The organism is Phenylobacterium sp. (genome assembly GCF_036821595.1).
Lineage (GTDB): Bacteria > Pseudomonadota > Alphaproteobacteria > Caulobacterales > Caulobacteraceae > Phenylobacterium.
Map to the genome: position 1 here is coordinate 90,588 of NZ_DAISJG010000003.1, position 22,724 is coordinate 113,311.

The 22,724-nt window shown below is 72.2% G+C and carries 18 protein-coding genes; 7 read left to right on the forward strand and 11 right to left on the reverse strand.

Going from position 1 to position 22,724, the window contains the following annotated elements; all coding sequences use genetic code 11:
- Positions 1-36 precede the first annotated feature (36 nt).
- Positions 37-471, reverse strand: coding sequence for a phasin family protein (locus V7Z97_RS02990; RefSeq protein WP_334161334.1), 435 nt, complete (start codon positions 469-471; stop codon positions 37-39).
- Positions 472-768: 297 nt separating this feature from the next.
- On the opposite strand from V7Z97_RS02990, the gene V7Z97_RS02995 reads away from it, so the two are divergent.
- Positions 769-2,046, forward strand: a complete 1,278-nt coding sequence (locus V7Z97_RS02995) for a D-alanyl-D-alanine carboxypeptidase (RefSeq protein WP_334161335.1) — start codon at positions 769-771, stop codon at positions 2,044-2,046.
- Between the two features lie 70 nt (positions 2,047-2,116).
- Here V7Z97_RS02995 and V7Z97_RS03000 read toward each other — a convergent pair whose 3' ends face one another.
- A complete protein-coding gene (locus tag V7Z97_RS03000) occupies positions 2,117-2,539 on the reverse strand; it encodes a J domain-containing protein (RefSeq protein WP_334161337.1) in 423 nt (140 codons plus the stop codon).
- Positions 2,540-2,543: 4 nt separating this feature from the next.
- On the reverse strand, positions 2,544-3,374 hold the full coding sequence (locus tag V7Z97_RS03005) for a division plane positioning ATPase MipZ (RefSeq protein WP_334161338.1): 831 nt from the start codon (positions 3,372-3,374) through the stop codon (positions 2,544-2,546).
- Between the two features lie 135 nt (positions 3,375-3,509).
- Here V7Z97_RS03005 and panC point away from each other — a divergent pair, with 135 nt between their 5' ends.
- The 3 genes from panC to V7Z97_RS03020 all read left to right on the forward strand — a co-directional run bounded on the left by panC (position 3,510) and on the right by V7Z97_RS03020 (position 9,925).
- Positions 3,510-4,367: a pantoate--beta-alanine ligase gene (panC, locus tag V7Z97_RS03010; RefSeq protein WP_334161339.1), complete on the forward strand. Its 858-nt coding sequence runs from the start codon at positions 3,510-3,512 to the stop codon at positions 4,365-4,367.
- A 214-nt stretch (positions 4,368-4,581) separates the two neighbouring features.
- Positions 4,582-6,687 (forward strand): family 16 glycosylhydrolase, encoded by a 2,106-nt coding sequence (locus tag V7Z97_RS03015; protein WP_334161340.1) that lies wholly within the window; start codon positions 4,582-4,584, stop codon positions 6,685-6,687.
- Positions 6,688-7,123: 436 nt separating this feature from the next.
- Entirely contained in the window at positions 7,124-9,925 is a 2,802-nt protein-coding gene (locus V7Z97_RS03020) for a family 16 glycosylhydrolase (RefSeq protein ID WP_334161341.1), read from the forward strand.
- Between the two features lie 117 nt (positions 9,926-10,042).
- Here the strand turns inward: V7Z97_RS03020 and V7Z97_RS03025 are convergent, their stop codons facing one another.
- Entirely contained in the window at positions 10,043-10,453 is a 411-nt protein-coding gene (locus V7Z97_RS03025) for a DUF1489 family protein (RefSeq protein WP_334161342.1), read from the reverse strand.
- 51 nt (positions 10,454-10,504) lie between these two features.
- Complete coding sequence (locus V7Z97_RS03030; protein WP_334161343.1) at positions 10,505-11,356, reverse strand: enoyl-CoA hydratase-related protein; 852 nt, start codon at positions 11,354-11,356, stop codon at positions 10,505-10,507.
- 110 nt (positions 11,357-11,466) lie between these two features.
- Here V7Z97_RS03030 and V7Z97_RS03035 point away from each other — a divergent pair, with 110 nt between their 5' ends.
- Positions 11,467-13,257 (forward strand): patatin-like phospholipase family protein, encoded by a 1,791-nt coding sequence (locus tag V7Z97_RS03035; protein WP_334161344.1) that lies wholly within the window; start codon positions 11,467-11,469, stop codon positions 13,255-13,257.
- Positions 13,258-13,504: 247 nt separating this feature from the next.
- Here the strand turns inward: V7Z97_RS03035 and V7Z97_RS03040 are convergent, their stop codons facing one another.
- The 4 genes from V7Z97_RS03040 to V7Z97_RS03055 form a co-directional block, all read right to left on the reverse strand.
- Positions 13,505-15,148 (reverse strand): glycoside hydrolase family 43 protein, encoded by a 1,644-nt coding sequence (locus V7Z97_RS03040; protein WP_334161346.1) that lies wholly within the window; start codon positions 15,146-15,148, stop codon positions 13,505-13,507.
- Between the two features lie 2 nt (positions 15,149-15,150).
- The gene (locus V7Z97_RS03045; protein ID WP_334161348.1) at positions 15,151-16,428 is read right to left on the reverse strand and encodes an MFS transporter; all 1,278 of its coding nucleotides are present in this window, start codon (positions 16,426-16,428) and stop codon (positions 15,151-15,153) included.
- 66 nt (positions 16,429-16,494) lie between these two features.
- Complete coding sequence (locus V7Z97_RS03050; protein ID WP_334161349.1) at positions 16,495-17,166, reverse strand: anti-sigma factor family protein; 672 nt, start codon at positions 17,164-17,166, stop codon at positions 16,495-16,497.
- Positions 17,163-17,657 (reverse strand): RNA polymerase sigma factor, encoded by a 495-nt coding sequence (locus V7Z97_RS03055; RefSeq protein WP_334161350.1) that lies wholly within the window; start codon positions 17,655-17,657, stop codon positions 17,163-17,165. The genes V7Z97_RS03050 and V7Z97_RS03055 overlap by 4 nt, the downstream gene beginning before the upstream one ends.
- A gap of 1,182 nt (positions 17,658-18,839) precedes the next feature.
- On the opposite strand from V7Z97_RS03055, the gene V7Z97_RS03060 reads away from it, so the two are divergent.
- The gene (locus V7Z97_RS03060) at positions 18,840-20,057 is read left to right on the forward strand and encodes a S8 family serine peptidase (protein ID WP_334161351.1); all 1,218 of its coding nucleotides are present in this window, start codon (positions 18,840-18,842) and stop codon (positions 20,055-20,057) included.
- Positions 20,058-20,298: 241 nt separating this feature from the next.
- Positions 20,299-21,132: a helix-turn-helix domain-containing protein gene (locus V7Z97_RS03065; protein ID WP_334161353.1), complete on the forward strand. Its 834-nt coding sequence runs from the start codon at positions 20,299-20,301 to the stop codon at positions 21,130-21,132.
- Between the two features lies 1 nt (position 21,133).
- Here the strand turns inward: V7Z97_RS03065 and V7Z97_RS03070 are convergent, their stop codons facing one another.
- Together V7Z97_RS03070 and V7Z97_RS03075 are read right to left on the reverse strand one after the other, a co-directional pair.
- Positions 21,134-21,538, reverse strand: a complete 405-nt coding sequence (locus tag V7Z97_RS03070) for a DUF3574 domain-containing protein (protein ID WP_334161355.1) — start codon at positions 21,536-21,538, stop codon at positions 21,134-21,136.
- Between the two features lie 14 nt (positions 21,539-21,552).
- Positions 21,553-22,719 carry an isovaleryl-CoA dehydrogenase gene (locus V7Z97_RS03075; protein WP_334161356.1) on the reverse strand — a complete coding sequence of 389 codons (1,167 nt, stop codon included), beginning with the start codon at positions 22,717-22,719 and terminating at the stop codon, positions 21,553-21,555.
- Between the last annotated feature and the right edge of the window lie 5 nt (positions 22,720-22,724).

Genomic DNA, 22,724 nt, shown 5'->3' on the forward strand with positions numbered 1-22,724 from the left:
AGGGACCAGGGAGGAAGAGCCCCCGGAAGGTGTCTCTTAGCGGGCGGCCTGCATGCGCTCGACCATGGCGGTCACGCGCTCGTTCAGCGGCTTCACGCTGTCCTTCATCGAGGCGGAGACCGTCTCGGACATCGTGCCGACCTGGGCCATGTAGGCTTCCAGGGCGCTCTTCGCGAAGGCGGTCTGCAGCTCGATCACTTCCTGCAGGCTCTTGGCGCCGGCCAGCGACTTGGCGGCGGTGACCTGGTTGTCGAAGGCGGTCTTGGAAAAGGCCATGGCCTGGGCGCCGAGCGCTTCGGCGCCCTTGGTGGCGGCGGTCACCGAGGCGACCACGGCCTCGAGGTTCTTCTTCGAATGGCTGTTGGCTTCGTTCAGCGCGGCGAGGGTCTTCTCCACGCCGTCCTTGAAGGCGACGTTGGAAGCGGCGGTGAACTGTTCGACGGTGTTTTTCACGGTTTCAGCAGCGGCCATCGTGAAACTCCTGGACAAGGGCGGGAGGGACGCGGCGTCATTGCCGCAACGCAAACTGGGATTCGGGGCGAATGCCCCCTGAACTCGTAGACGTTGTCTCATGTTGCAGTGCAGCAGTCAAGCGCGAATTGTGCACTGCACAAAAGTGTCATGCCGCTTTCATGGGCGCCTGGGGCCGCCGCGACATTTGCGCCCGTTCAAGCCTTGTTTACTGTCGAGCAAGGGTCCTTGAGGCATGGTAAGCGGGATTCACGGCGGCGGGGGGCCGCCACAACCCTTTGATTCGACGGACGAAGCATGTTCCAGCACGCCCGCCGCCTGTTTGTCGCTCTAGGCGCCGCCGCAGCAGTCGCGTTCACGTCTGCCGCGCCCCCCGCGTACGCTCAGCCGGCCTTCAAGCAGCTCGCGACCGCCTCGCAGACCAAGTACGCGGCCATCGTCGTCGACGCGAAGACCGGCGAGGTGCTCTACGCGAAGCGGGCCGACGCGCCGCGCTACCCGGCCTCGATCACCAAGGTGATGACCCTCTACCTCACCTTCGAGGCCCTTGCGGCGGGCAAGATCCGGCTGGACGACCCCGTACTGATGTCGCCCCGCGCGGCGGCCCAGTCCCCCACCAAGCTGGGCGTGCCGGCCGGCCAGACGATCACCGTCTCGGAAGCCATGCAGGCGCTGGCCATCAAGTCCGCCAACGACGTGGCCGTGGCCATGGCCGAGAAGCTCGGCGGCACCGAGAGCCGCTTCGCCGCCCTGATGACCCTGCGGGCGAAGGAGCTGGGGATGACCAACACCAACTTCGCCAACGCCTCGGGCCTGCCGGACAGCCGCCAGATCTCCACGGCCCGCGACATCGCCATCCTGTCGCGCGCGGTGATGCGGGACTATCCGCAGTACTACCGGCTGTTCAGCCAGAAGGAGATGACCTTCCGCGGCCAGACGATGCGCAACCACAACGGCCTGCTGCATCGGATGTACGGCGTGGACGGCCTGAAGACCGGCTTCACCAACGCCTCGGGCTTCAACCTCGCGGTCTCCGCCGTGCGCGACAACCGCCGCCTGATCGCGGTGGTGCTCGGCGGCCCGACGACCCGCGCCCGGGACGAGAACGCCCAGGACCTGCTGCTCACCGGCTTCGACGTGATCCGCCGCCGCGACCTCGGCGAGAACATCACCATCGCCCAGAACCTGTTCGAGCCGGAGCCCACGGGCCGTGTGGAGGGCAGCGTGGAGCAGGGCGACCAGGACCTGAAGATCGTGCTGGCCTCGGCGGCCCCGCCGAGCCGCACCTCCAAGATCGAGGTGGTCGATCCCCGGTCGAAGACGAAGGCCGAGGCGGGCGGCAAGTGGGCCGTCCAGGTGGGCGCGTTCAAGGCCCGCTCGGACGCCAGGGAGCAGATCGACATCATCGAGAAGCGCTTCGGCAAGCAGGTGGCGGGCGCCAAGCCGGTCACCGAGAAGGCCGGCGGCCGCTACCGCTCGCGCTTCGTGGGCCTCAGCGAGACCCGGGCGAAGAGCGTCTGCAAGGCCATCAAGGCGAAGAAGCAGCCCTGCCAGGTGATCGAGCCGAGCGCCTGATCCCGCCGCACGAGACAAGGGAAAGGCCCCGGCGATCCCGGGGCCTTTTTCATGCGCGCTCGCCTGTCCCCTACCCCTTCAGGAGCCGGTCGCGGGCGGCGTTGAGCTGGGCGGCGAGGCCCGAGGTGCCGCCCTTGTCGGGATGGACGCTGCGCATCAGCCGCATGTAGGCCGTCTGGATCTCCTCGGCGGTGGCGTCGGCGGAGACGCCGAGGATGCCGCGGGCCTCCTCGACGCTCATGCGCCCGCGCGCGGACGGCGGCGGCGCGGCGCCGGTGCGGCGTGTCGAGACGGCGAGCCCCAGGCCCACGACCACCAGCACGATGGCCGAGCCCCAGCGCCCGGTGACGCTGAGCCAGGCGGCGGCGGCGAAGGCCGCGACGGCGAAGGCCCCCGAGAGGAAGCGCCACTCCCGCCGTTTCAACACCGGCTTGCCGCGGCCCGCGGCGAGAAGGAGCGCGAGCGCGGCGGCCCCGAGGGCGAGATAGAGCATGCGGCTATTCCGCCGCGATCTTCTCCGCCTCGTCCAGCCCCTGGAAGCCCAGCGCGGTCATCAGCGCGCGCAGTTCCTGGCGCGCCGCCACGTGCTGCAGCGACATGGCCACCGGCCGGATCGCGGGCGACAGGTCGGCGATGGTCAGGCCGAAGGGGAAGAGCTCGCGGTAGATCACCCGGTCGCGCAGGCCGGGCCCCACGCGGAAGCCGACCTTGCGCGACAGCGCCGTCACCCGCTCGTCCAGGCGCTTACGGTTGCGGGCCTCGGTGGGGGCCAGGCGGTTGCGCAGGACGACCCAGTCGATCTGCTTGCGGTCGACGGTGGCGCGCTGCTTGCGGCAGGCCCACACCGTCTCGGCGTAAAGGCTGTGGCGGGTGAGCTCCAGGGTCACGGGGTCCACCACGCCCAGCATGTCGAAATCGACGAAGCTGTCGTTCATCGGGGTGACGATGAGGTCCGCCCTGGCGTGGGCGGCGCGGCTGATCGCCGTGTCCGCGCCGGGGGTGTCGATGAGCACGAAGTCGGCGGCCTGGGCGACCTCGGCGAAGGCCTCCTCGAAGCGGGCGAGCTGCTCGGCGTCGGGCGCCTTGGCGAGCGCGTCGCCGGCCGAGCTGATCGGATGCTCGATCGGCATCGGGGCCTGCGCCTCGTGCGCGGCCAGCCACTTGGCCCGGTTGGCGAAGAAGTGGCCCATGGTCTGCTGGCGCAGGTCCAGGTCGAGCACGGCGACCTTGGCCCCGCCATGCAGCAGGGCGGTGACGATGTGGATGGCGAGCGTGGACTTTCCCGCTCCGCCCTTCTCGTTGCCGACGACGATGACGCTGGCCGACATGAAACAGCTCCCCGGGCGCCGCGCGACGCGGCCCAAACACCCCCTAGGTGAGCCACGACGCAGAGTCGGGTCAACGCGCACTTCGCCGCCCCGTGCGGATGGACGCCGGCCGGGGCCTCCGCCATAAGCCCGGCCATGTCCGAAAGCCCTCTGCCCATCGTCCGCACCGTCGCCGACCTGCGCGCGCGGGTGGCCGGCTGGCGCGCGGCGGGCGAGCGCGTGGCCCTCGTCCCGACCATGGGCGCCCTGCACGAGGGCCATCTGTCCCTGGTGCGGCTGGCCGGGCGGCAGGCCGACCGGACGGTCGCCTCGATCTTCGTCAACCCGACCCAGTTCGGCCCCAGCGAGGACTTCGACGCCTATCCGCGCGGCGAGGCGCGGGACGCGGCCCTCCTGGCCGACGCCGGCTGCGACCTGCTGTTCGCGCCGACGGTGGCGGAGATGTATCCGGCGGGCTTCGCCACCAAGGTCAGCGTCACCGGCGTCTCGGAGCCCCTGGACGGCGCGGCGCGGCCCGGCCACTTCGACGGCGTGGCCACCGTGGTCACCAAGCTCCTCCTGCAATGCGCGCCCGACGTCGCCGTCTTCGGTGAGAAGGACTACCAGCAGCTGCAGGTGATCCGCCGCCTGGCGCGCGACCTCGACATTCCGGTGGAGATCGTCGGCGGCGCGACGGCGAGGGCCGAGGACGGCCTCGCCCTGTCCTCGCGCAACGCCTACCTGAGCCCTGAGGAGCGCGTGATCGCCGGGCGGCTGAACGGCGTGCTGCGCGAGTCGGTGAACCGCTTGAAAGCCGGGGAGGCGGTGGCCGGGGTAGAGGCCGACGCCCTCGCCGCCCTCGCCGCCGCCGGCTTCCAGACCGTGGACTATGTGGAGGTCCGCGACGCCGAGGACCTCGCGCGCCTCGGCCCCGGCCCGGCGCTGGGCCCGGCGCGCATCCTCGCCGCCGCCCGCATCGGCCGCACCCGGCTGATCGACAACATGGCGGTCTGAACAGCGGGGCTGTGGCGCGTCGTCGCACGGCCACGCCGCCCCTGGGCCCAAGGCCAAGCTACAAGCCGCGTGAATTCGGCAGCTTAGCTCGTCCGAAGCTGAGCTATTCCAGAGACTTGCGCCCGACGGCTGCGACCTTGGGTCGGAACGTCCTGGAAACCCTGAACCGCTACGGTTGCCGCCTGCGACGAGGGTGTCGGGCGGACCTGCGGCAATGGCCTATCTCAAGTACGACGGCACGCCTGCGAGCGTCACCAGCCCGCCCACCGCCGATTTCTACGGCCAGGCCGGCGCTGAGACCATGAGCGGCACGGCCGCGGCCGAGTCTTTCTGGGGCGCCGACGGCGACCGGATGCAGGGCGGCGCTGGCGACGACACCTACTGGCTGCAGGCCCTGCACCACCGGCTGGAGGTCGTGGAGCAGGCCGACGGCGGCGTCGACCGGCTGGCCGGCTGGCAGAACCTGTCGCTCGAGAACTTCGCCCACATCGAGAACCTCTTCGTCGGCCTCGACGGGATCTATGGAGCCGGCAACGGCCTCGACAACGTCATCGAGGGCGGCGACGGCGCCCAGCAGCTCTACGGCGGGGGCGGCCAGGACGTGCTGGTCGGCGGCCCGGGCGCCGACGTTTTCATCGTCGTGAAGGGCGAGGGCAACGACGTCATTCAGGACTTCAGTCCGGCCCAGGACGTGGTGCGGCTGCGGGCGGGCTTCACCAGCTTCGCCGAGGTGCAGGCCCGCCTGAGCCAGGTGGGCGGCGACGTGAAGCTCGACCTGGGCGGCGGCGAGGGGCTGATGTTCCGCAACCTCACCGTGGGCCAGCTCACCGCGGCGAACTTCAAGCTGGGGCTCGACCTCACCGGCTTCACCCAGACCTTCGCCGACGACTTCGACGGCCTGTCGCTGCGCGACCCCGAGAGCGCGCCGGCCGGGACCTGGCGCACCGAGTACGGCTACCAGGGGACGCAAGGGGTCGGCAGCTACACCCTCGTCTCGAACGACGAGAAGCAGATCTACACCTCGCCCTACTTCCGCGACCACGCGGGCGACTTCGCCGAGACGCCGTTCGCGGTGAACGGCGACGGCACGGTCTCGATCTGGGCGCGGCCGTCCTCGAACCCCGAGATCTTCGGCTACGGCTACACCTCGGGACTGCTGAGCACCCAGGCCTCGTTCAGCCAGACCTATGGCTACTTCGAGATGCGCGCCGACCTGCCGGACGCCGCCGGCGCCTGGCCGGCCTTCTGGCTGCTCCCGGTGGACGGCTCCTGGCCGCCGGAGCTGGATGTCATGGAGGCGCTGACCTCCGACCCGAACGCCGCCTGGACGACCAAGCATTCGGGCCTGGGCGGGCACACCTCCGAGGGCCGGCAGCACTACGTCCCCGAGACCGCCGACGGCTTCCACACCTACGGCGCCCTTTGGACCGCCACCGAGATCGTCTGGTACATCGACGGCGCCGAGGTGTTCCGCGCCGCAACGCCGGCCGACATGCACAAGCCGATGTTCATGATCGCCAACCTGGCCCTGGGCGGCTGGGGCGGGACGATCGACGACGGCGACCTGCCGGCCGAGATGCGCATCGACTACATCCGCGCCTACCAGCTCCCTGCCCCGCCCTCGGGCGGCGGCGGAGGCAGCAGCGGTGGAGCGGGCAGCGGCGGCGGGTCTGTGGGCGGGGGCGTCCCGGTGGATCCGGACCGCGCCCTGGTGGCCAAGGCAGGCGGCGACAGCCTGCAGGGCGGCTCCGGCAACGACCTGCTCACCGGCGGGTCCGGAAAGGACATCCTGCGGGGCGGCTCGGGCATGGACCGGCTGTCCGGCGGCGAGGCCTTCGACGACCTGCACGGCAACGCGGGCGACGACACCGTCTCCGGCGGCGCGGGGGACGACTGGGTGGTGGGCGGCAAGGACGCCGACCTCCTGAGCGGCGATGACGGCGACGACATCGTCTACGGCAACATCGGCGACGACTGGTGCGACGGCGGCGAAGGCGCGGACCTGATTCGCGGCGGCCAGGGCGACGACCGGCTGTTCGGCCAGGGCGGGAACGACTGGCTGTCCGGCGACCGGGGCGACGACACGGTCACCGGCGGCGCCGGGGCGGACGTCTTCCACAGCTTCACGGGCGCGGGACTCGACCGCGTCACCGACTTCCGGTTCGCCGAGGGCGACCGGGTGCAGCTCGACCCCGGGACCGCCTATTCGGTGGCCCAGGTCGGCGCCGACGTGGTCGTCACCATGGGTCCTGGCGACCAGCTTGTGCTGGAAGGCGTGCAGCTCGCATCGCTCGGCGACGGCTGGATCTTCGGCGCATAACAGCGTTCCGCGGCGCCGCGTCGCGGCAGGGCGCGTCGGCCCGCCGCACACGTCGCACCCTCCCCTGCGGCGCCCGCGCACACCTAGGCTGTGACAAGGCGCCACAGCAGCGCTCCAGATCGCCACGAAGACGAAGACTACGGCAGAGCTTGTATATCTGCCGTTCATAATGGTTACAGCAGCGCCTGTTTCCGGATTTCATTCGCGCTTACAGGTGTCTATCGAACAGGCTCCACTGTAGTGGAGCATGTTTTCAGATCTTCGGGAACGCCACGACCAGTGTCTGTCAACCCCGCCTACGGCCACGGTCTGCGACAACTTTGACAAGGGTTCGGAAAGCTCGTCGCCGCTAGCTTTCAACCCGTCGCAAGGCTGTCGGGGCCGAAGCGACGGCGGCGGGGTCGGGCCCGCCTTCGAGAGACGGGAAAAGTACAAGATGGCCTACTTCAAGTACGACGGCGTCCGCGCCGCCGAGACCGCCGCGCCTGCGTCCGATTTCTGGGGGACGGACGCCGCAGAGACGCTTATGGGCAACGCCCAAGCCAACTCGCTCTGGCTGGGCGTGGGCGACACCGCCATCGGCGGCGCCGGCGACGACACCTACTGGCTGCAGGCCCTGAAGGGCCAGTTCACCGTCACCGAACTGGCGGGCGGCGGCGTCGACAAGATCGCCGGCTGGCAGAGCATCTATCTCGACGACTACGCCAACTTCGAGAACGTCTACGTCGGCGGCGACCAGACCTACGGCGCGGGCAATGCGCTGGACAACGTCATCGAGGGCGGCGCCGGCGCGCAGCAGCTCTACGGCGGCAAGGGCCAGGACGTCCTGGTCGGCGGCGCGGGGCGCGACACCTTCATCGTCTACAAGGGCGAGGGCAACGACGTCATCCAGGACTTCAGCGCCGCCGAGGACGTGGTCCGGCTGAAGGCCAGCTTCACCAGCTTCGCCGAGGTCCAGGCGCGCCTGACCCAGATCGGCGCCGACGTGAAGCTCGACCTGGGCGACGGCGACGGCCTGATCTTCCGCGGCGCGACGGTGGGCCAGTTCACCGCCTCGAACTTCCAGCTGCAGCTCGACATGGGCTCGCTGGGCGCCCAGACCTTCGCCGACGAGTTCTCCGGCCCGCTGTCGCTGTGGGACGCCGAAAGCAACCCGACGGGCGTGTGGCGGCCGGACTTCGGCTACCAGGGCGAACAGGGCACGGGCAGCTACACCCTGATGTCCAACAACGAGAAGCAGATCTACACCTCGCCCTACTTCCGCGGGCACGCTGGCGACTTCTCGGAGAGCCCCTTCGTCTCCAACGCCGACGGCACCCTGTCGATCTGGGCGCGGCCGTCCACGAACGCGGAGATCTTCGGCTACGGCTACACCTCGGGCTTCATCTCCACGAAGGAGAGCCATGCCCAGACCTACGGCTACTTCGAGATGCGCGCCGACCTGCCGGACGCCGCCGGCGCCTGGCCGGCCTTCTGGCTGATCCCGGCCGACGGCTCCTGGCCGCCGGAACTGGACGTCATGGAGGTGCTGACCTCCGACCCGCGCGGCACCTGGACGACCGAACATTCGGGGCTCGGCGGACACTCCTCGAACGGCATGCTGTCGTTCACCCCCGACACCACCGACGGCTTCCACACCTACGGCGCCCTTTGGACGGCCACGGAGATCGTCTGGTACGTCGACGGCGTCGAGGTGTTCCGCCAGGACACCCCCGCCGACATGCACAAGCCGATGTTCATGATCGCCAACCTCGCCCTCGGCGGCTGGGGTGGAGCCATCACCGACGGCCATCTGCCGGCCGAGATGAAGATCGACTACATCCGCGCCTATGAGCTGGGCGACGGCTCGACCACGACGCCGCCGACCACCAGCCCGCCGACCACGACCCAGCCCACCACGCCGCCGCCGGTCACCGATCCGGGCGCCGGCACGGGCGCCGACGGCGTGGTCCTGACCTCCTCGCAGTACGCCGACACCCTGACGGGCGGCGCGGGCCGCGACACCATCAACGGCGGCCAGGGCCCCGACCAGATGTCGGGCGGCGCGGGCGCCGACACCTTCGCCTTCCAGGCAATGCCGTGGAACGCGGGCAAGATCACCGACTTCCAGGTCGGCGTCGACAGGCTCGACCTCTCGGCCCTCTACGCCGGCGGCTACGCGGGCGCGGACCCGGTGGCGGACGGCTACGTCCGGTTCGAGAGCGACGGCGCCGGCGGCGTGAAGGTGATGCTGGACGTGGACGCGGCCGGCTCGGCCCATCCGTGGGCCTACCACGTGGTCACCCTGGCCGGCGTCTCGCCGACGGGCCTGACCGCCGCCCAGGTGTTCAACGGCGCGCCCGCCGGGAGCGAGCCGCCGCCGTCGGAACCGCCGCCGGTGACGGGCACGCCGGGTGTGGTCCTGACCTCCACCCAGTACGCCGACACGCTGACCGGCGGCGCCGGTGACGACACCCTGAACGCGGGCCAGGGCCCCGACCGGCTGGTCGGCGGCGCGGGCGCCGACACCTTCGCCTTCAACGGCCTGCCCTGGAACGCCGGCCGCATCGCCGACTTCCAGGTGGGCGTCGACAAGCTGGACGTCTCCCTGCTGTACCTCGGCGGCTACACGGGCGCGGATCCGGTGGCGGACGGCTACGTCCGGTTCGAGAGCGACGGCGCGGGCGGCACGAAGGTGATGCTGGACGTGGACGGGGCCGACTCGGCCAATCCCTGGGCCTATGCCATCGTCACCCTGGAGGGCGTCTCGCCGAGCGGCCTCACCGCCGCCCAGGTGTTCAACGGCCAGCCGACGGCCGCGCCGGCCCCGCCCGCGCCGCCGTCGCCGCCCGTGGTCGCGGGCCTCTCCCTGGTCTCCACCGGCTACGGCGAGACCCTGACCGGCGGGGCCGGCAACGACACCCTCGACGCCGGCCAGGGCCCCGACCGCCTGATCGGCGGAGACGGCGCGGACCACTTCATGTTCGACGCCCTGCCCTGGAACGCCGGCCGCGTGGCCGACTTCACGCCGGGCGCGGACATCCTCGACCTGCGGCCGCTGTTCGCCCAGGCCGGCTACACGGGCTCCGACCCGCTGGCGGACGGCTATGTGCGGTTCGAGAGCGACGGGGCCGGCGGCACGATCGTGAAATTCGACCAGGACGGCCACGGCTCGGCCAATCTTTGGCCGACCACCATCACCACCCTGGACGGCGTGGCGCCTTCGAGCCTCACCGCCTCCGACTGGCTGTTCCACTAGGCCGGGATTCCCACGGCCAAGCGGACAGAGGCTCCTGACGGGTACGGGTCCGGCCGGACGACCCCGTTCGGGAGCTCAGCGGGCCCCCTCCCGACAAGGGGGCCCGCTTCGTCTTTCCTACCAGGCGCCGAGTTCCCGGAGCTGGCGGGCGAGCTCGGGCGGCGCCTCGCCGAAGGCGTCCGCCGCCAGGTCCTCCGGCGCGTCCTTCACCTCGAGATAGCGCCAGCCCTGGAAGGCGCGGCGCGGGGTCGGAGCCACGCGCACGATCTCCTCGTCGAGCGTGACCTCGCAGCGGGCGTTGACGCCCTCCCCCACGGTGTTCACCGCCAGGATCCGCTGGCGGCAGAGGATGACGCCCTTGAACACCCGGTAGAGCGAGCCGCCGTCGACCATCTCGGCCCCGCGCTTCGGCGTCTGGCGGGTGCGGAGCGTCCAGGGCTGGCCGGGCGCGTAGTGGCTGCGCCGCCAGTCCAGCAGGTCCTCGATGGTGTCCGCGCCGACGCAGAGCTTGATCATGTGCAGGGCCATGCCCTGACGATTAGGACCGCGCGCGGCGGATGGCCAGTGCGGCGCCGGGCCTCACTCCGCGACCGGCTCGGCCCAGGCGGGCCGGCGGCGCTCGAGGAAGGCGCGAACCCCCTCCTGGCCTTCCGGGCCGACCCGGGCCGCGGCGATGCGGTGGGCGGTCAGGTCCATCAGGTCGTGGTCGATGGGGCGGCCGTACACGTCGGAGACCAGTTCCTTGGCCCCGGCTACGGCCAGGGGACCGCAGGCCATGATCTCGCGGGCGATCCGGTCGCGCGCGGCGTCGAGGGCCGCGGCGTCGGCCACCACCTCGGTGACCAGGCCGATCCTCTCGGCGCAGACCGCGTCGAACACCCGGGCGGTGGCGAACAGGCCGCGCGCCTGGCGCGGGCCGATGGCCTGGATGACGTAGGGGCTGATGGTGGCCGGGACGAGGCCCAGCCGCGCCTCGGAGAAGCTGAACTTCGCGTCGGCCGTGGCCACGGCCAGGTCGCAGGCCGCCGCCACGCCCGCGCCGCCGCCGAACGCGCCGCCCTCCACGAGCGCGACGGTGAGCGCCGGAATGTCCCAGAGCTGCTTGAGCATGACCGCCAAGTCCATGGCGTCGGCCCGATTGTCGCTCTCGGACCGGTCGGCGGCCGCGCGCATCCACTCCAGGTCGGCGCCGGCGCTGAACGTGCCGCCCGCGCCGCGCACGAAGACCACCCGCACGCCCTCGGCGCCGGCCAGGGTGCGGAACGCCTCCTCCATGGCCGAGATCAGGTCGGCGTCGAACGCGTTCTTCCGCTGCGGCCGGTTGAGGGTGACGGTGACCGCGCCTTCGACCGTGGCGTCGATGTCCACCAGGTTCGAGGTGGCGCTGGTGTCGGGAACCTCGACGAGCGGATCGACGATCGGATTGGTCATGGCGGGTCTCCTCGTACGCCCTTCCCGCCCCTAACGCCGCCGGGGGCGGAAGGTCGCGGCTACGGCGAAGCCATAGCGAGGGCGCGCGGCGGGCGCTAGGCTCCGCATCCGTGGCGAGGCTTCCTGAAATCCCCGATGATTCGGCGCTGGCCCGGCTCTTCAGCCAGGAGCGGGCGCAGGGCGACGCCACCTGGTTCTCCCTGCCCGGCGGCCAGATCCTCTACGCGGCGGGCGATCCGGCCGACCAGCTCTACTTCGTCCGGGCGGGACGGCTCGGGGCGTTCCGCCGCGACGAGGGGCACGAGCCGCAGTTCCTGGGGGTGATCCGTCCCGGCGAGCCGGCCGGCGAGATGGCCCTCATCGCCGGGGCGCCGCATTCCGCCGACGTGGTCGCCCTGCGCGACTCCGAGATCTTCGCCCTGCCGCGCGAGGCCTTCTTCGAGGCCTGCGAGGCGGACGCCTCGGTGATGACCGAGCTCGCCCGCTTGATGATCCTGCGCACCCGCCAGGCGCACAACCGCGGGACCATGGGCGAACCCTCCGTCTTCGGCTTCGTGCCGGTGGGCCAGCCCGGACTGCTGCGGCCGCTGGTCGAGCGGCTGGCGCTGGAGATCGCAAGGCTCGACTACTCCGCCACCTGCGTGGGCTCCGAGGCCGCCAGCGCGCCCACGGAGTGGTTCTCCGAGGTGGAGCGCACCCACGACTTCGTCCTCTACGTGGCGGAGACCACCGACGTCGGCTGGCGCCAGGTCGTCTCCCGCCAGGTGGACCGGCTGTTCCGCGTGGGCCGCGGCGACCGCAAGCCGCCGAAGGTGACCCCCAACGCCTATCTCGCCGCGCCGCTGCAGGCCCAGCAGCTCGTGGACCTGATCCTCGTGCAGCCGGCCACGGTGAAGGCGCCCGAAGGCTCCGAGGCCTGGACGGACGCGGTCCAGCCGGCGCGGCTGTTCCACATGCGCCGCGACCACGACGGGGACGTGCAGCGGCTGGCCCGGGTGCTCACCGGCCAGTCGGTGGGCCTGGTGCTCTCGGGAGGCGGCGCGCGGGCCTACGCCCATGTCGGCGCGGTCCGGGCGCTGCGGGAGCGCAACGTGCCCATCGACTTCGTGGGCGGGGTCTCCATGGGCGCGATCGTCGCCGCGGGCCTGGCCATGGGCTGGGACGACGAGGAGCTGCACCGGCGCATCCAGGAGGCCTTCGTCAACTCCAGCCCGCTGGACGACATGGCCCTGCCGATCCTGGCCATGACGCGCGGCGAGAAGGTGTCCGCCCGGCTGGCGCACCACTTCGGCGACACGCAGATCGCCGACCTATGGCTGCCCTTCTTCTGCCTGTCGTCGAACCTCACGACGGGGGCCTACCACATGCACCGGCGCGGCCTGCTGCGGCAGGCGCTCAGGGCGACCATCTCGCTGCCGGGCGTGCTGCCGCCGGCCACCGAGGACAACAATGTGCTGGTCGACGGGGCGGTGCTGAAGAACTTCCCGGCCGACGTGATGCGGGCCTCCCAGCTCGGCCCCATCGTCGGCGTCGACGTCACCGGCGGGCGCAGCATCACGGCCGACGACGTGGCCCGGCCGGAAAGCGCCTGGCGATGGCTGCTCTCGGGCCAGTGGCGCAAGGGCCCGCCCATCGTCTCCCTCCTGATGCGGGCGGCGACGGTCTCCTCGGGCCGCGACCTGATCGCCGCGCGCGAGGCGACCGACGTGCTGGTCATGCCCGAGGTCGGACGGGTGGAAATCCGCGACTTCGCCGCCTACGAGCCGGCGGTGGCCGAGGGGTACCGGGCGATGAACGAGGCGCTCGACAAGCTGGACCGTCCCGTCCAGGAGCTCCGCCGCCGGCCGAGCCTTGAGGAGAGCACCTCCGCGGTCCGGATGCTCTCCACCGCGGCAGGCTGACGCGTCCGCCAAATTCCGCACGGCCGCGTTTGCGCCGCGCACCGGCGCGACCCATATTGGACTTCCCTGTTCAACAGCTGAAAGGAGGTGATCCAGTGTCTCATAGTGAAAGCCGTAGCTCGGTGACCGTGACCTGGACCTCCGCTCGTGGGGTCCGCGCCTAAGTCATTGCTTGGCATAGGTCCGGCGCCGCTCTGCGGTCCGACTATGGAAAGGCCGCTCCAGCGATGGGGCGGCCTTTCGCATGTCAGGGCGCCGTGGGATCGGGGCGGTAGGGCCGCTCCTGGTAGTCGAACCAGTCGAAGTCCGCCGGCTTGCGCGCGCCGGAGGTGTCCTGGCAGGCGACGCCCACGAAGGCGCCGGTGAAGTTGGGCAGGCCCGGCTGCGTGGCCTCATCCGAGAGGACCGAGGCGTCGAACTGTTCCGGCAGCCACGCCCAAGGACCGCCTGCCATCCGCCAGCCGAAGCGCAGGCGCTCGTAGTCCACCTCCACGCGAAGCTCGATCGGGCCCGGCGGGACTGGCACCGGGCGGGTGAAGGCGTCGCCCTGCGCCTGGTCCGGCAGCGCCGACATCACCTGCAGGCAGCGGCCCCACTCCGCGTCGTGGGTGACGTGCAGGTAGTGGAACTTCGTCCCGCCGTAGTAGCAGACCAGCCCTGCCGCCTGCTGGAAGTGCTCCGGCTCGAACTCCATGAGCGTGGCGGCGCCGTAGCAGAAGGCCTGCTGGCGGCGCGCCACCAGAGCCTGGCGGAACACGCTGCCGATCGATTCGCGGCCGAACAGGCGCAGGAAGCCGGGCCGCTCCGTGAGGCTGAACAGCTCGTCGGGCCAGGGGGAGCGCAGCCACTGGAAGTCGATGGGCAACTCCGGCGCGTCGAAGTCCGCGCGCGCCGGCGCGGCGGGCCAGGGATGCGGCGGCAGGTCCGGCGCCGGGACCTCGAACTGGGGAATCCCCTCGCCGTCCGTGGTGCGCAGCCAGCCGTCCTCGCCCCAGGCCATCTCCTGGATCGCCGTCTCGCGGCCCAGGACGCAGCGGCCGCGGTTGGGCAGCGGCCGGCCGCACAGGTAGACGGCGTAGGTCCGCCCGTCCGCGGTTTCCACGAGGTCGGCGTGTCCGGCCCGCTGCAGGGGTGAGTCCGGCCGGTGACGGGCGCTCAGCACGTACCGGTCCGGGTGCAGTTCGTAGGGACCATCGATCGTCCGCGACCGGGCCATGGTCACGGCGTGGTTCCAGCCGGTGCCGCCCTCGGCGGTGACCAGGTGGTACCAGCCGTCGCGCTTGTAGAGGTGAGGCGCCTCGGTGAGGCCCAGCGCCGTGCCCTCGAAGATCACCTTGCGCTCGCCGACCAGGGCGCGGGCCTCGTGGGAGTATTCCTGCAGAACGATGCCGGCGAAGCGGTTGCGGGCGGGCCGGTGGTCCCAGAGCTGGTTGACGAACCACTTGCGGCCGTCGTCGTCGTGGAACAGCGAGGGGTCGAAGCCGCTGGCGTTCATGTAGATGGGGTCCGACCACTCTCCATCGATCTTCGGCGAGGTCACCAGGTAGTTGTGGAAGTCGCGCAGCGAGGCGCCCGAGGCCCCGCCCACGGTCGTGCGGCCGTAGCGCTTCACATCGGTATAGATCAGCCAGAAGAGGCCGTCGGCATGGGTCAGGCACGGCGCCCAGACGCCGCAGGAATCCGGGTCGCCCAGCATGTTGAGCTGGCTGGCGCGCCGCAGCGGCCGGGTCAGCAGCCGCCAGTTCACGAGGTCCCGCGAGTGGTGGATCTGCACGCCGGGAAACCACTCGAAGGTGGAGGTGGCGACGTAGAAGTCCTCCCCCACCCGCACGATGGACGGGTCGGGATTGAAGCCCGGCAGGATCGGATTGCGGATCACGGCGGCGGTCATGGTCAGGGATTGGGGATCTGCAGGACCGGCCGGGCGATGCGGCCCGGGTCGCGGACCAGGGTCCAGAGCACCGCCGCGCCTACGAGGTCGAGGACGCCGAGGGCGATGAAGAACGGGTCGTAGCCGACGATCGCCACCATACCGCCGATCAGCAGGGAGAAGATCAGCACGCCGAGGTTGCCCATGGTCCCCGCCATCCCCGCCACCGTGGCCACCTCGCTCCGGCGGAACAGGTCGGACGACATGGTGATGACGGTGACCGACAGGGTCTGGTGGGCGAAGCCGCCCAGGCAGAGCAGCGCGATGGCGACGTAGGGGCTCTCCACCCGGCCCACGAACATCATCCCGGTCATCATCAGGGCGCCCAGGGTGAAGGCTCCGCGGCGGGCGTTGATCAGGCTGACGCCGCGCTTCTGCAGCCACAGCACCACCGCCGGGCCGAACAGGCAGCCGAGGTCGGCCGCCACGAACGGCAGCCAGGCGAACATGGCGATCTGCTTGAGGTCGAAGCCGCGGGTGGTGGTCAGGTAGAGCGGCACCCAGAAGGACAGCGTCCCCCAGGTCGGGTCGGCCAGGAACCTCGGCAGGGCTATGCCCCAGAAGTTGCGCTGGGCGAGCAGCCTGAGGATCGAAGGCCGGCCGCCGTCGCCCTCGAGGTGCGCCTCCTGGCCGCCGGCGATCCGTTCGCGCTCGGCGGGCGAGAGCGCCCTGTGCCGCTCCGGGGACTGGTAGAACCAGAGCCACAGGACGACCCACACCAGCCCCAGGGCGCCGGTGATCACGAAGGCGGCGCGCCAGTTCCAGGTGAGGATGGCCCAGACCGTCAGCGGCGGCGCCAGCATGGCGCCCAGCGAGGCGCCGATGTTGAACATCCCGCCCGCCAGGCCCCGTTCCCTGGCCGGGAACCAGGTCGCCACGGCCTTCATGCCGGCCGGCTGGGCGGAGCCCTCCGCCAGGCCCAGGAGGCCGCGCAGGACCGCGAAGCCCTGCCAGCTTCCGGCCAGCGCATGGGCCATGGAGATCAGCGACCAGGCGCCCGCGAAGATCGCGAAGCCGTGCTTCAGGCCGATGGAATCCAGCACATAGCCGCAGACCGGCTGCAGCATGATCCCGAGCTGGAAGGCGCTGGTGATCCAGCCGTACTGTTCGACGGTGATGTCGAGGTCGGCCATCAGGGTGGGCGCGGCCACGCCCATGGTCGCGCGGGTCAGGTAGTTGATGATCGCGCCCAGCATGACCAGGCCGATGATCCACCAGCGGAGCGCCTTGAGCGTCGGCATGCGGTTTCCTCGCGCCGCTCTGCCGGCGGCCCGCTGTTACCGCTATCACCGCAATGGTGGAGCCGTCTAGGGCGTCCAGTTCCCGTCCCTCGCCGCCCGCTCCGCGGCGGCGTCGAGGGGCTCGCCGGCGATCAGCTCGTCCACCGAGGCCAGCACCGCGGGCGGAATGTCCGCCCCGGCCGTCCGGTACTCCGGCGAGCGCGCCGCCGCCCAGGCGGTGGTCGTGCGGGCCACCCAGCGGCCATCCTCGCGGCAGGCGAGGCCCGCCAGCCCGTCGGGCCCGCTCTGGAAGGTGCGGCAGTAGGCGCCCTGCGCATCGCGGAAGCTGAGCCCCACGCGAATCGGGCCCCCGTCGCTGGCCAGCCGCCGGTCCAGAGCGTCGGCCAGGTCGGCGCGGGCCGTCACCACTCCGTCGCGAACCGTCAGCCCACCGCGCTCGTGCGGCGCGGCGAAGCCCAGCAGCGCGCCGACCACCAGACTTGCGGCGACGGCCGCCCAGTGCATCGGCCGGAATCCGCCGCGGTCGTTGGCCGCCGTCGCGGCCGCCGCCAGACGCTCGGGAACCTGCTCCCCGATCACCGGGGCATAGGCGGCGGCGATCCGCTCGCGCAGCCGGCGCTGCTGCTCCACCTGGGCGGCGAGGCTCGGGTCGGCCGCCAGTTCCGCCTCGAACAGCGTGCGGTCGGCGGCGGAGAGTTCGCCGTCCACATAGGCGATAAGGCGTTCTTCCCGGCTCATCGCGGGGTCTCCTGCAATTCGGTCATCAAGGCGGCCCGCCCCCGGAACAGCCGGCTCGTCAGGGTGCCCTGGGGCACCTCCAGGACCTCCGCCGCCTCGCGGTAGGAAAGCCCCTCCACCAGCACCAGGGCGACGGCGAGGCGCTGGTCCTCGGGCAGCCGGGCGATCGCCCGCTCGACGTCACGTGCGCCGAGCCGGGCCTCCATGGCGCCGGCGCCGTCCTCGCCTGCCTGGGCGCCGTCCTCCTCGGGGACGAACACCGCCCCGCGGCGCTTCCGGGCGCGGCTCTCGTCGATCCAGGCGTTCTTCATGATCCGGAACATCCAACTGTCGAGGCGCGTCCCCGGCTGCCACTGGCCCTTCCGCACCAGGGCGCGCTCGACCGTCAGCTGCACCAGGTCGTCGGCGTCAGCTGTGTCCCGCGTCAACACCCGCGCCAGACGGCGCAGGCGCGGCAGCAGCGCGACGATCTGGCCACGGATGTCCGTCAAGGACTCGCCTTCGTCAGGGGTGAAACGAACCGGATCGGCTGTTTCATCCGTTTAGGTCTAAAGAAGTCCAACGCTCTCGTCCCCGGGCGGAGCCATCGGAGCTTGCGACAGATGCGGAAGCCGCGCGCCCCCCGTCCGCCCCTGCGCGCCGCCCTCCTGCTGGGCGCGGCCGTGGTCTTCGCGGCGGGCGGCGCGGCGCTCGCCCAGAACGGTCGCGGCGGCGGACCGCCGGAAGGCGGGCCGCCCGGACAGGGCGGCGGCGGCGGCGGACCGCCGGGCGCGGGATCTCCCGAAGGCGGGCCGCCCGGCCTGAGCGGCGGCGCACCCCCTGGCGCGGGCGGCGGCGAGCCCGCCGGCGTCGGATCGCCGGGCGGCGGACCTCCCCCCTGGGCCGGCGTCGGATCGCCCGGTGGGGGACCTCCCGCCGACAGCGGCGGCGGACCTCCGGCCTGGACCGGCGGCGGATCGCAGGGCGGCGGTCCCCCGGAAGCCGGACCGCCCGGACTTGCGGCCGGCGCGCCTCCCGGCCTCGCTTCCGGCGGACCTCCCGGTCTCGCCGGCAACACCTCGCAAGGCGCCGGCCCGCCCGCGGGCGGACCGCCCGGCCTGACCGGCGGCGGGCCTCCGGGCCAGGCCGGCGGCGGAGCTCAAGGCAATGGCCCACCCGCGGGCGGACCGCCCGGACTGGCTGGCGGCGGGCCTCCGGGCCAGGCCGGCGGCGGAGCTCAAGGCGACGGCCCACCCGCGGGCGGGCCGCCCGGGCTGGCCGGCGGCGGCCCTCCGGGTCAGGCCGGCGGCGGAGCTCAAGGCAATGGCCCACCCGCGGGCGGACCGCCCGGGCTGGCCGGCGGCGGCCCCCTGGGCCAGGCCGGCGGCGGAGCTCAAGACAACGGCCCACCCGCGGGCGGACCGCCCGGACTGGCGGGCGGCGGACCTCCGGGACAAGCGGGCGCGACCCCGGCGCGCGGGGAGCCGGCCGCCGAGGGTCCGCCCGGGCGGAGCGGCGACGGCTCGCCCGGCGCGTCCGGTGAGGCGCCCGGCCAGACCGGCTCCGCCCCCAGCCCGGCCGATGAGCGCGGGTTCGGCGGCGTCGACTGGCGGGGCGAGGCCCTGCGCAGCGACCGGGCGGACGAGGTCCAGGCCGCCCGCGAGGACGCCGGCCCGGACCGCGACGGGCCCGGCGTGGCCCGCGACGAAGCCCGGATCGTGGAGGTCATGAGCCGTCCGGCGCAGGAGCTGCCCACCGTCCCCAGCCGCAGCCAGCAGGCCCAGCGGCTGATCCGCGACCATCCCCGCCGGATCGAGGCCGACCCGGCGGGCGAGCCGATCGTCCGCGGCCAGGTGCTGGCGATCGCGCCGAGCCCCGCCGCCCTCTCCCTGGCGCGACGGGCGGGGTTCCGCGTCGGCCGGGCCCAGGCCTACGGAGGACTTGGGCTGGAGGTCGTCGTGCTGACCGCGCCACGCGGCATGCCGGCCACCGAAGCCGCCCAGCGGCTCCGGACGCTCGATCCGCAGGGCCAGTACGAGTTCAACCACCTCTACCAGCAGGGCGGCGCGGCCGCCCTGGCCGCCGGCGCCGCGCCGGCCGCCGGCCTGGCGCGGGTCCGGCCGGACCCCAGCATCCGCGTCGGACTGGTGGACGGCGCCGTGGCCCGGGGCCATCCGACGCTGGCGGGCGCGAAGCTTGTCCAGAAGGCCTTCGTGCCCGGCAAGACGCCGCCCACCGCCCATGCGACCGCCGTGGCCTCGCTGATCGCCGGCGCCTACGGCCCGTTCCGCGGCGCGGCGCCCGGGGCGACCGTCTACGTCGCCGACGTCTATGGCGCGACGCCGACCGGCGGCTCCGTCGAGGCCCTGGTGCGGGGCCTCGCCTGGCTGGCCGAGAACCATGTGCCGGTGATCAATGTCAGCCTGGTGGGCCCTCCGAACCGCCTGCTGGCCGCCGCCATCCAGTCGCTGACCGCCCGCGGGCACGTGGTGGTCGCCGCGGTCGGCAACGACGGCGCGGCCGCGGGGCCGCTCTATCCGGCCGCCTATCCCGGCGTGGTGGCGGTGACAGCGGTCGACGCCCGCCGGCGCGCGCTGCCCGAGGCCGTGCGCGGTCCGCACGTGGACTTCGCCGCCCCGGGCGCGGACATGGCCGCCGGCGGGCTGGCGGGCTTCGTGAAGGTGCGCGGCACCTCCTTCGCCGCTCCCATCGCGGCCGGCCGGCTGGCGCGGATGATCCGCCGGCCCGACCCGGCGGCGGCCGCCCGCGCGGTCGCTGCGCTCGGGGAGGAGTCGACCGACCTCGGCGTGCCCGGCCCGGATCCCGTCTACGGCAAGGGCCTCGTGGCCTTCGAGCTGCGCACCGATCCGCTGTCGGTCGGCGCGCAGCGCACGGCGCTCCGGGGCCCCTGAGGCACGCTTTTTTTCGCCCCCGGCGGATGAATCCACGGGGCCGTGTCGTTGGTCCCTCCGGAAGGTGACATGCCTCCCGTCAGCCTCGGCGCCTGCGGTCCTCCCGTCCGCGCGCGCCGACGCTGCGGCCGACGCGACGGACTTTGGAGAGGCCCGAGAGGGTCTGTCCGGCGCGAGCCCAGTGGCGGGTCGCCGGAGGACTCCGGCGACCCGCAGCGGCGCGGCCCTTACCTGCGAGGTCATGGACGGACGCCGCCACGCCGCTATCGTCCCGGGCATGCTCGCTTCGCCCCGCCCCGTCGGCGACCATCTGCGCGAATGGCGCCAGCGCCGCCGCATGAGCCAGCTCGACCTCGCCCTGGAAGCGGATATCTCCACCCGCCACCTCAGCTTCATGGAGACCGGGCGCGCCCAGCCGAGCCGCGAGATGGTGCTGCGTCTGGCCGAGCAGCTCGACATCCCCCTGCGGGAGCGCAACGTCATGCTGGTGGCCGCAGGCTTCGCGCCCGTGTTCCCCGAACGCGCCCTGGACGACCCGGCCATGGCCGCCGCGCGACGGGCCGTGGACCTGATCCTCGCCGGCCACGAGCCCTACCCCGCCCTGGTCGTCGACCAGCGCTGGAACCTGGTGGCGGCGAACCGGATGGTCGCCCCGCTGCTGGAGGGCGTGGACCCGGCGCTCCTGGCGCCGCCGCTGAACGTGGTGCGCCTGTCGCTGCACCCGCAGGGGCTGGCGCCACGAACGGTCAACGCCGCGGAGTGGCGGACACACATCCTGGAGCGGCTGCGCCGGCAGGCGGAACTGAGCGCCGATCCGGCGCTGATCGAGCTGATCGCCGAGGTGAAGGCCTATCCGGTCCCGCCCGCTCCGGACCGGCGGCCGGAGGATCTCGGCGGCGTGGCCATTCCGTTCCAGGTGATGCTGGGGGACCGCATGCTCTCGTTCTTCAGCACCACCACCGTCTTCGGGACGGCGGTGGACATCACGCTCTCCGAACTGACGCTGGAGACCTTCTTCCCGGCCGACGCCGGTACGGCCGAGGCCCTGCGCCAGGCGCACGCGGCGCTGGCCTGAGCTAGAAGGAGACGCAGGCCGCCTGGGTGATCAGCAGGACCGTCTCCTGCGAGAACCGGGTCTTGTAGGCGTCGCGCACGGCGTTGATCTTCTGCAGGGCGTCGCCCTTCCGCGGCAGGACGATCAGCACCACCTTGGCCGCCTCGCGGATCAGCTGGTTCTCGCTGCCCCGCCACTGGCCGCCGCCGTCCATGACCGTCAGGCCGTCGGGGAAGCGCGGCGTGATCTCCTGGTCCACGAACTGGCTGAAGGCGGCCTCGCTGACGTTCGGCGTCTGGCCCGCGCTGCGGCCGAAGAACAGCTGGGCCGTGCGCAGGTGCTCCTGGCCGGCCGGGCACGCCGGCTCCCGCGGCGCCTGCGCCCGCTCGATCGTGGCGCAGCCCGACAGCGCCAGCGCCAGCAGCAAGCCCCCTGCCCGCCTCATCCGCCGATCAGCTCCCTTCCGATCAGGAAGCGCCGGATCTCGTTGGTCCCGGCGCCGATGTCGTACAGCTTCGCGTCCCGCAGGAATCGCTCGACCGGATAGTCCTTGGTATAGCCCGCGCCGCCGAGGGCCTGGATCGCCTCCAGCGACACCTTCACGGCGTTCTCGCTGGCCATCAGGATCGCGCCGGCGGCGTCGAAGCGGGTGGTCAGGCCGGCGTCGCAGGCCCTGGCCACGGCGTAGACGTAGGCCCGGGCGGAGTTCAGGGCGACGTACATGTCCGCGACCTTGCCCTGCATGAGCTGGAACGAGCCGATCGGCTTGCCGAACTGCTTGCGCTCGCGGACGTAGGGCAGAACCACGTCCAGGCAGGCCTGCATGATGCCCAGCGGCCCGGCCGAGAGCACGGCCCGCTCGTAGTCGAGGCCGCTCATCAGCACGCCCACGCCCCCGTTCTCGGGCCCCATGACGTTCTCCTCGGGCACTTCGCAGTCCTCGAAGACCAGCTCGCCGGTGTCGGAGCCGCGCATGCCCATCTTGTCGAGCTTCTGGCTGACCGAGAACCCCTTGAACCCCTTCTCGATCAGGAAGGCGGTGATGCCCTTGGAGGACTCCTCGGGCGAGGTCTTGGCGTAGACCACCAGGGTGTCGGCGTGCGGCGCGTTGGTGATCCAGAACTTCGTGCCGTTGAGCACATAGCGGTCGCCGCGCTTCTCGGCGCGCAGGCGCATGGAGACCACGTCCGACCCCGCGCCGGCCTCGCTCATGGCCAGGGAGCCGACGTGCTCGCCGGAGATCAGCTTGGGCAGGTAGCGCCGCTTCTGCTCCTCGGTGCCCCAGCGACGGATCTGGTTCACGCAGAGGTTGGAGTGGGCGCCGTAGGACAGGCCGACCGAAGCCGAGGCCCGCGACACCTCCTCCATGGCCACCACGTGCTCCAGGTAGCCCAGGCCCAGCCCGCCGTAGGCCTCCTCCACGGTCACGCCGTGGAGGCCGAGCTCGCCCATCTGGGGCCACAGCTCGCGGGGGAATTCATTGGTCTCGTCGATCTTCGCCGCGATGGGCGCGATCTTGTCGGCGGCGAAGCGCGCCGTGGTCTCGCGGATGGCGTCGGCGGTCTCGCCGAGGCCGAACTCCAGGGAGGGGCCGTGATTGGGGATCATGGGCG

Bases quoted from the DNA above. Each gene is read 5' to 3' on its own strand.
- V7Z97_RS03020 (WP_334161341.1), top strand. From the start codon at position 7,124: ATGGCCTACTTCAAGTACGACGGCGTCCGCGCCGCCGAGACCGCCGCG.
- V7Z97_RS03025 (WP_334161342.1), bottom strand. From the start codon at position 10,453: ATGGCCCTGCACATGATCAAGCTCTGCGTCGGCGCGGACACCATCGAG.
- V7Z97_RS02995 (WP_334161335.1), top strand. From the start codon at position 769: ATGTTCCAGCACGCCCGCCGCCTGTTTGTCGCTCTAGGCGCCGCCGCA.
- V7Z97_RS03030 (WP_334161343.1), bottom strand. From the start codon at position 11,356: ATGACCAATCCGATCGTCGATCCGCTCGTCGAGGTTCCCGACACCAGC.
- V7Z97_RS03045 (WP_334161348.1), bottom strand. From the start codon at position 16,428: ATGCCGACGCTCAAGGCGCTCCGCTGGTGGATCATCGGCCTGGTCATG.
- panC (WP_334161339.1), top strand. From the start codon at position 3,510: ATGTCCGAAAGCCCTCTGCCCATCGTCCGCACCGTCGCCGACCTGCGC.
- V7Z97_RS03075 (WP_334161356.1), bottom strand. From the start codon at position 22,719: ATGATCCCCAATCACGGCCCCTCCCTGGAGTTCGGCCTCGGCGAGACC.
- V7Z97_RS03040 (WP_334161346.1), bottom strand. From the start codon at position 15,148: ATGACCGCCGCCGTGATCCGCAATCCGATCCTGCCGGGCTTCAATCCC.
- V7Z97_RS03015 (WP_334161340.1), top strand. From the start codon at position 4,582: ATGGCCTATCTCAAGTACGACGGCACGCCTGCGAGCGTCACCAGCCCG.
- V7Z97_RS03000 (WP_334161337.1), bottom strand. From the start codon at position 2,539: ATGCTCTATCTCGCCCTCGGGGCCGCCGCGCTCGCGCTCCTTCTCGCC.
- V7Z97_RS03050 (WP_334161349.1), bottom strand. From the start codon at position 17,166: ATGAGCCGGGAAGAACGCCTTATCGCCTATGTGGACGGCGAACTCTCC.
- V7Z97_RS02990 (WP_334161334.1), bottom strand. From the start codon at position 471: ATGGCCGCTGCTGAAACCGTGAAAAACACCGTCGAACAGTTCACCGCC.
- V7Z97_RS03005 (WP_334161338.1), bottom strand. From the start codon at position 3,374: ATGTCGGCCAGCGTCATCGTCGTCGGCAACGAGAAGGGCGGAGCGGGA.
- V7Z97_RS03065 (WP_334161353.1), top strand. From the start codon at position 20,299: ATGGACGGACGCCGCCACGCCGCTATCGTCCCGGGCATGCTCGCTTCG.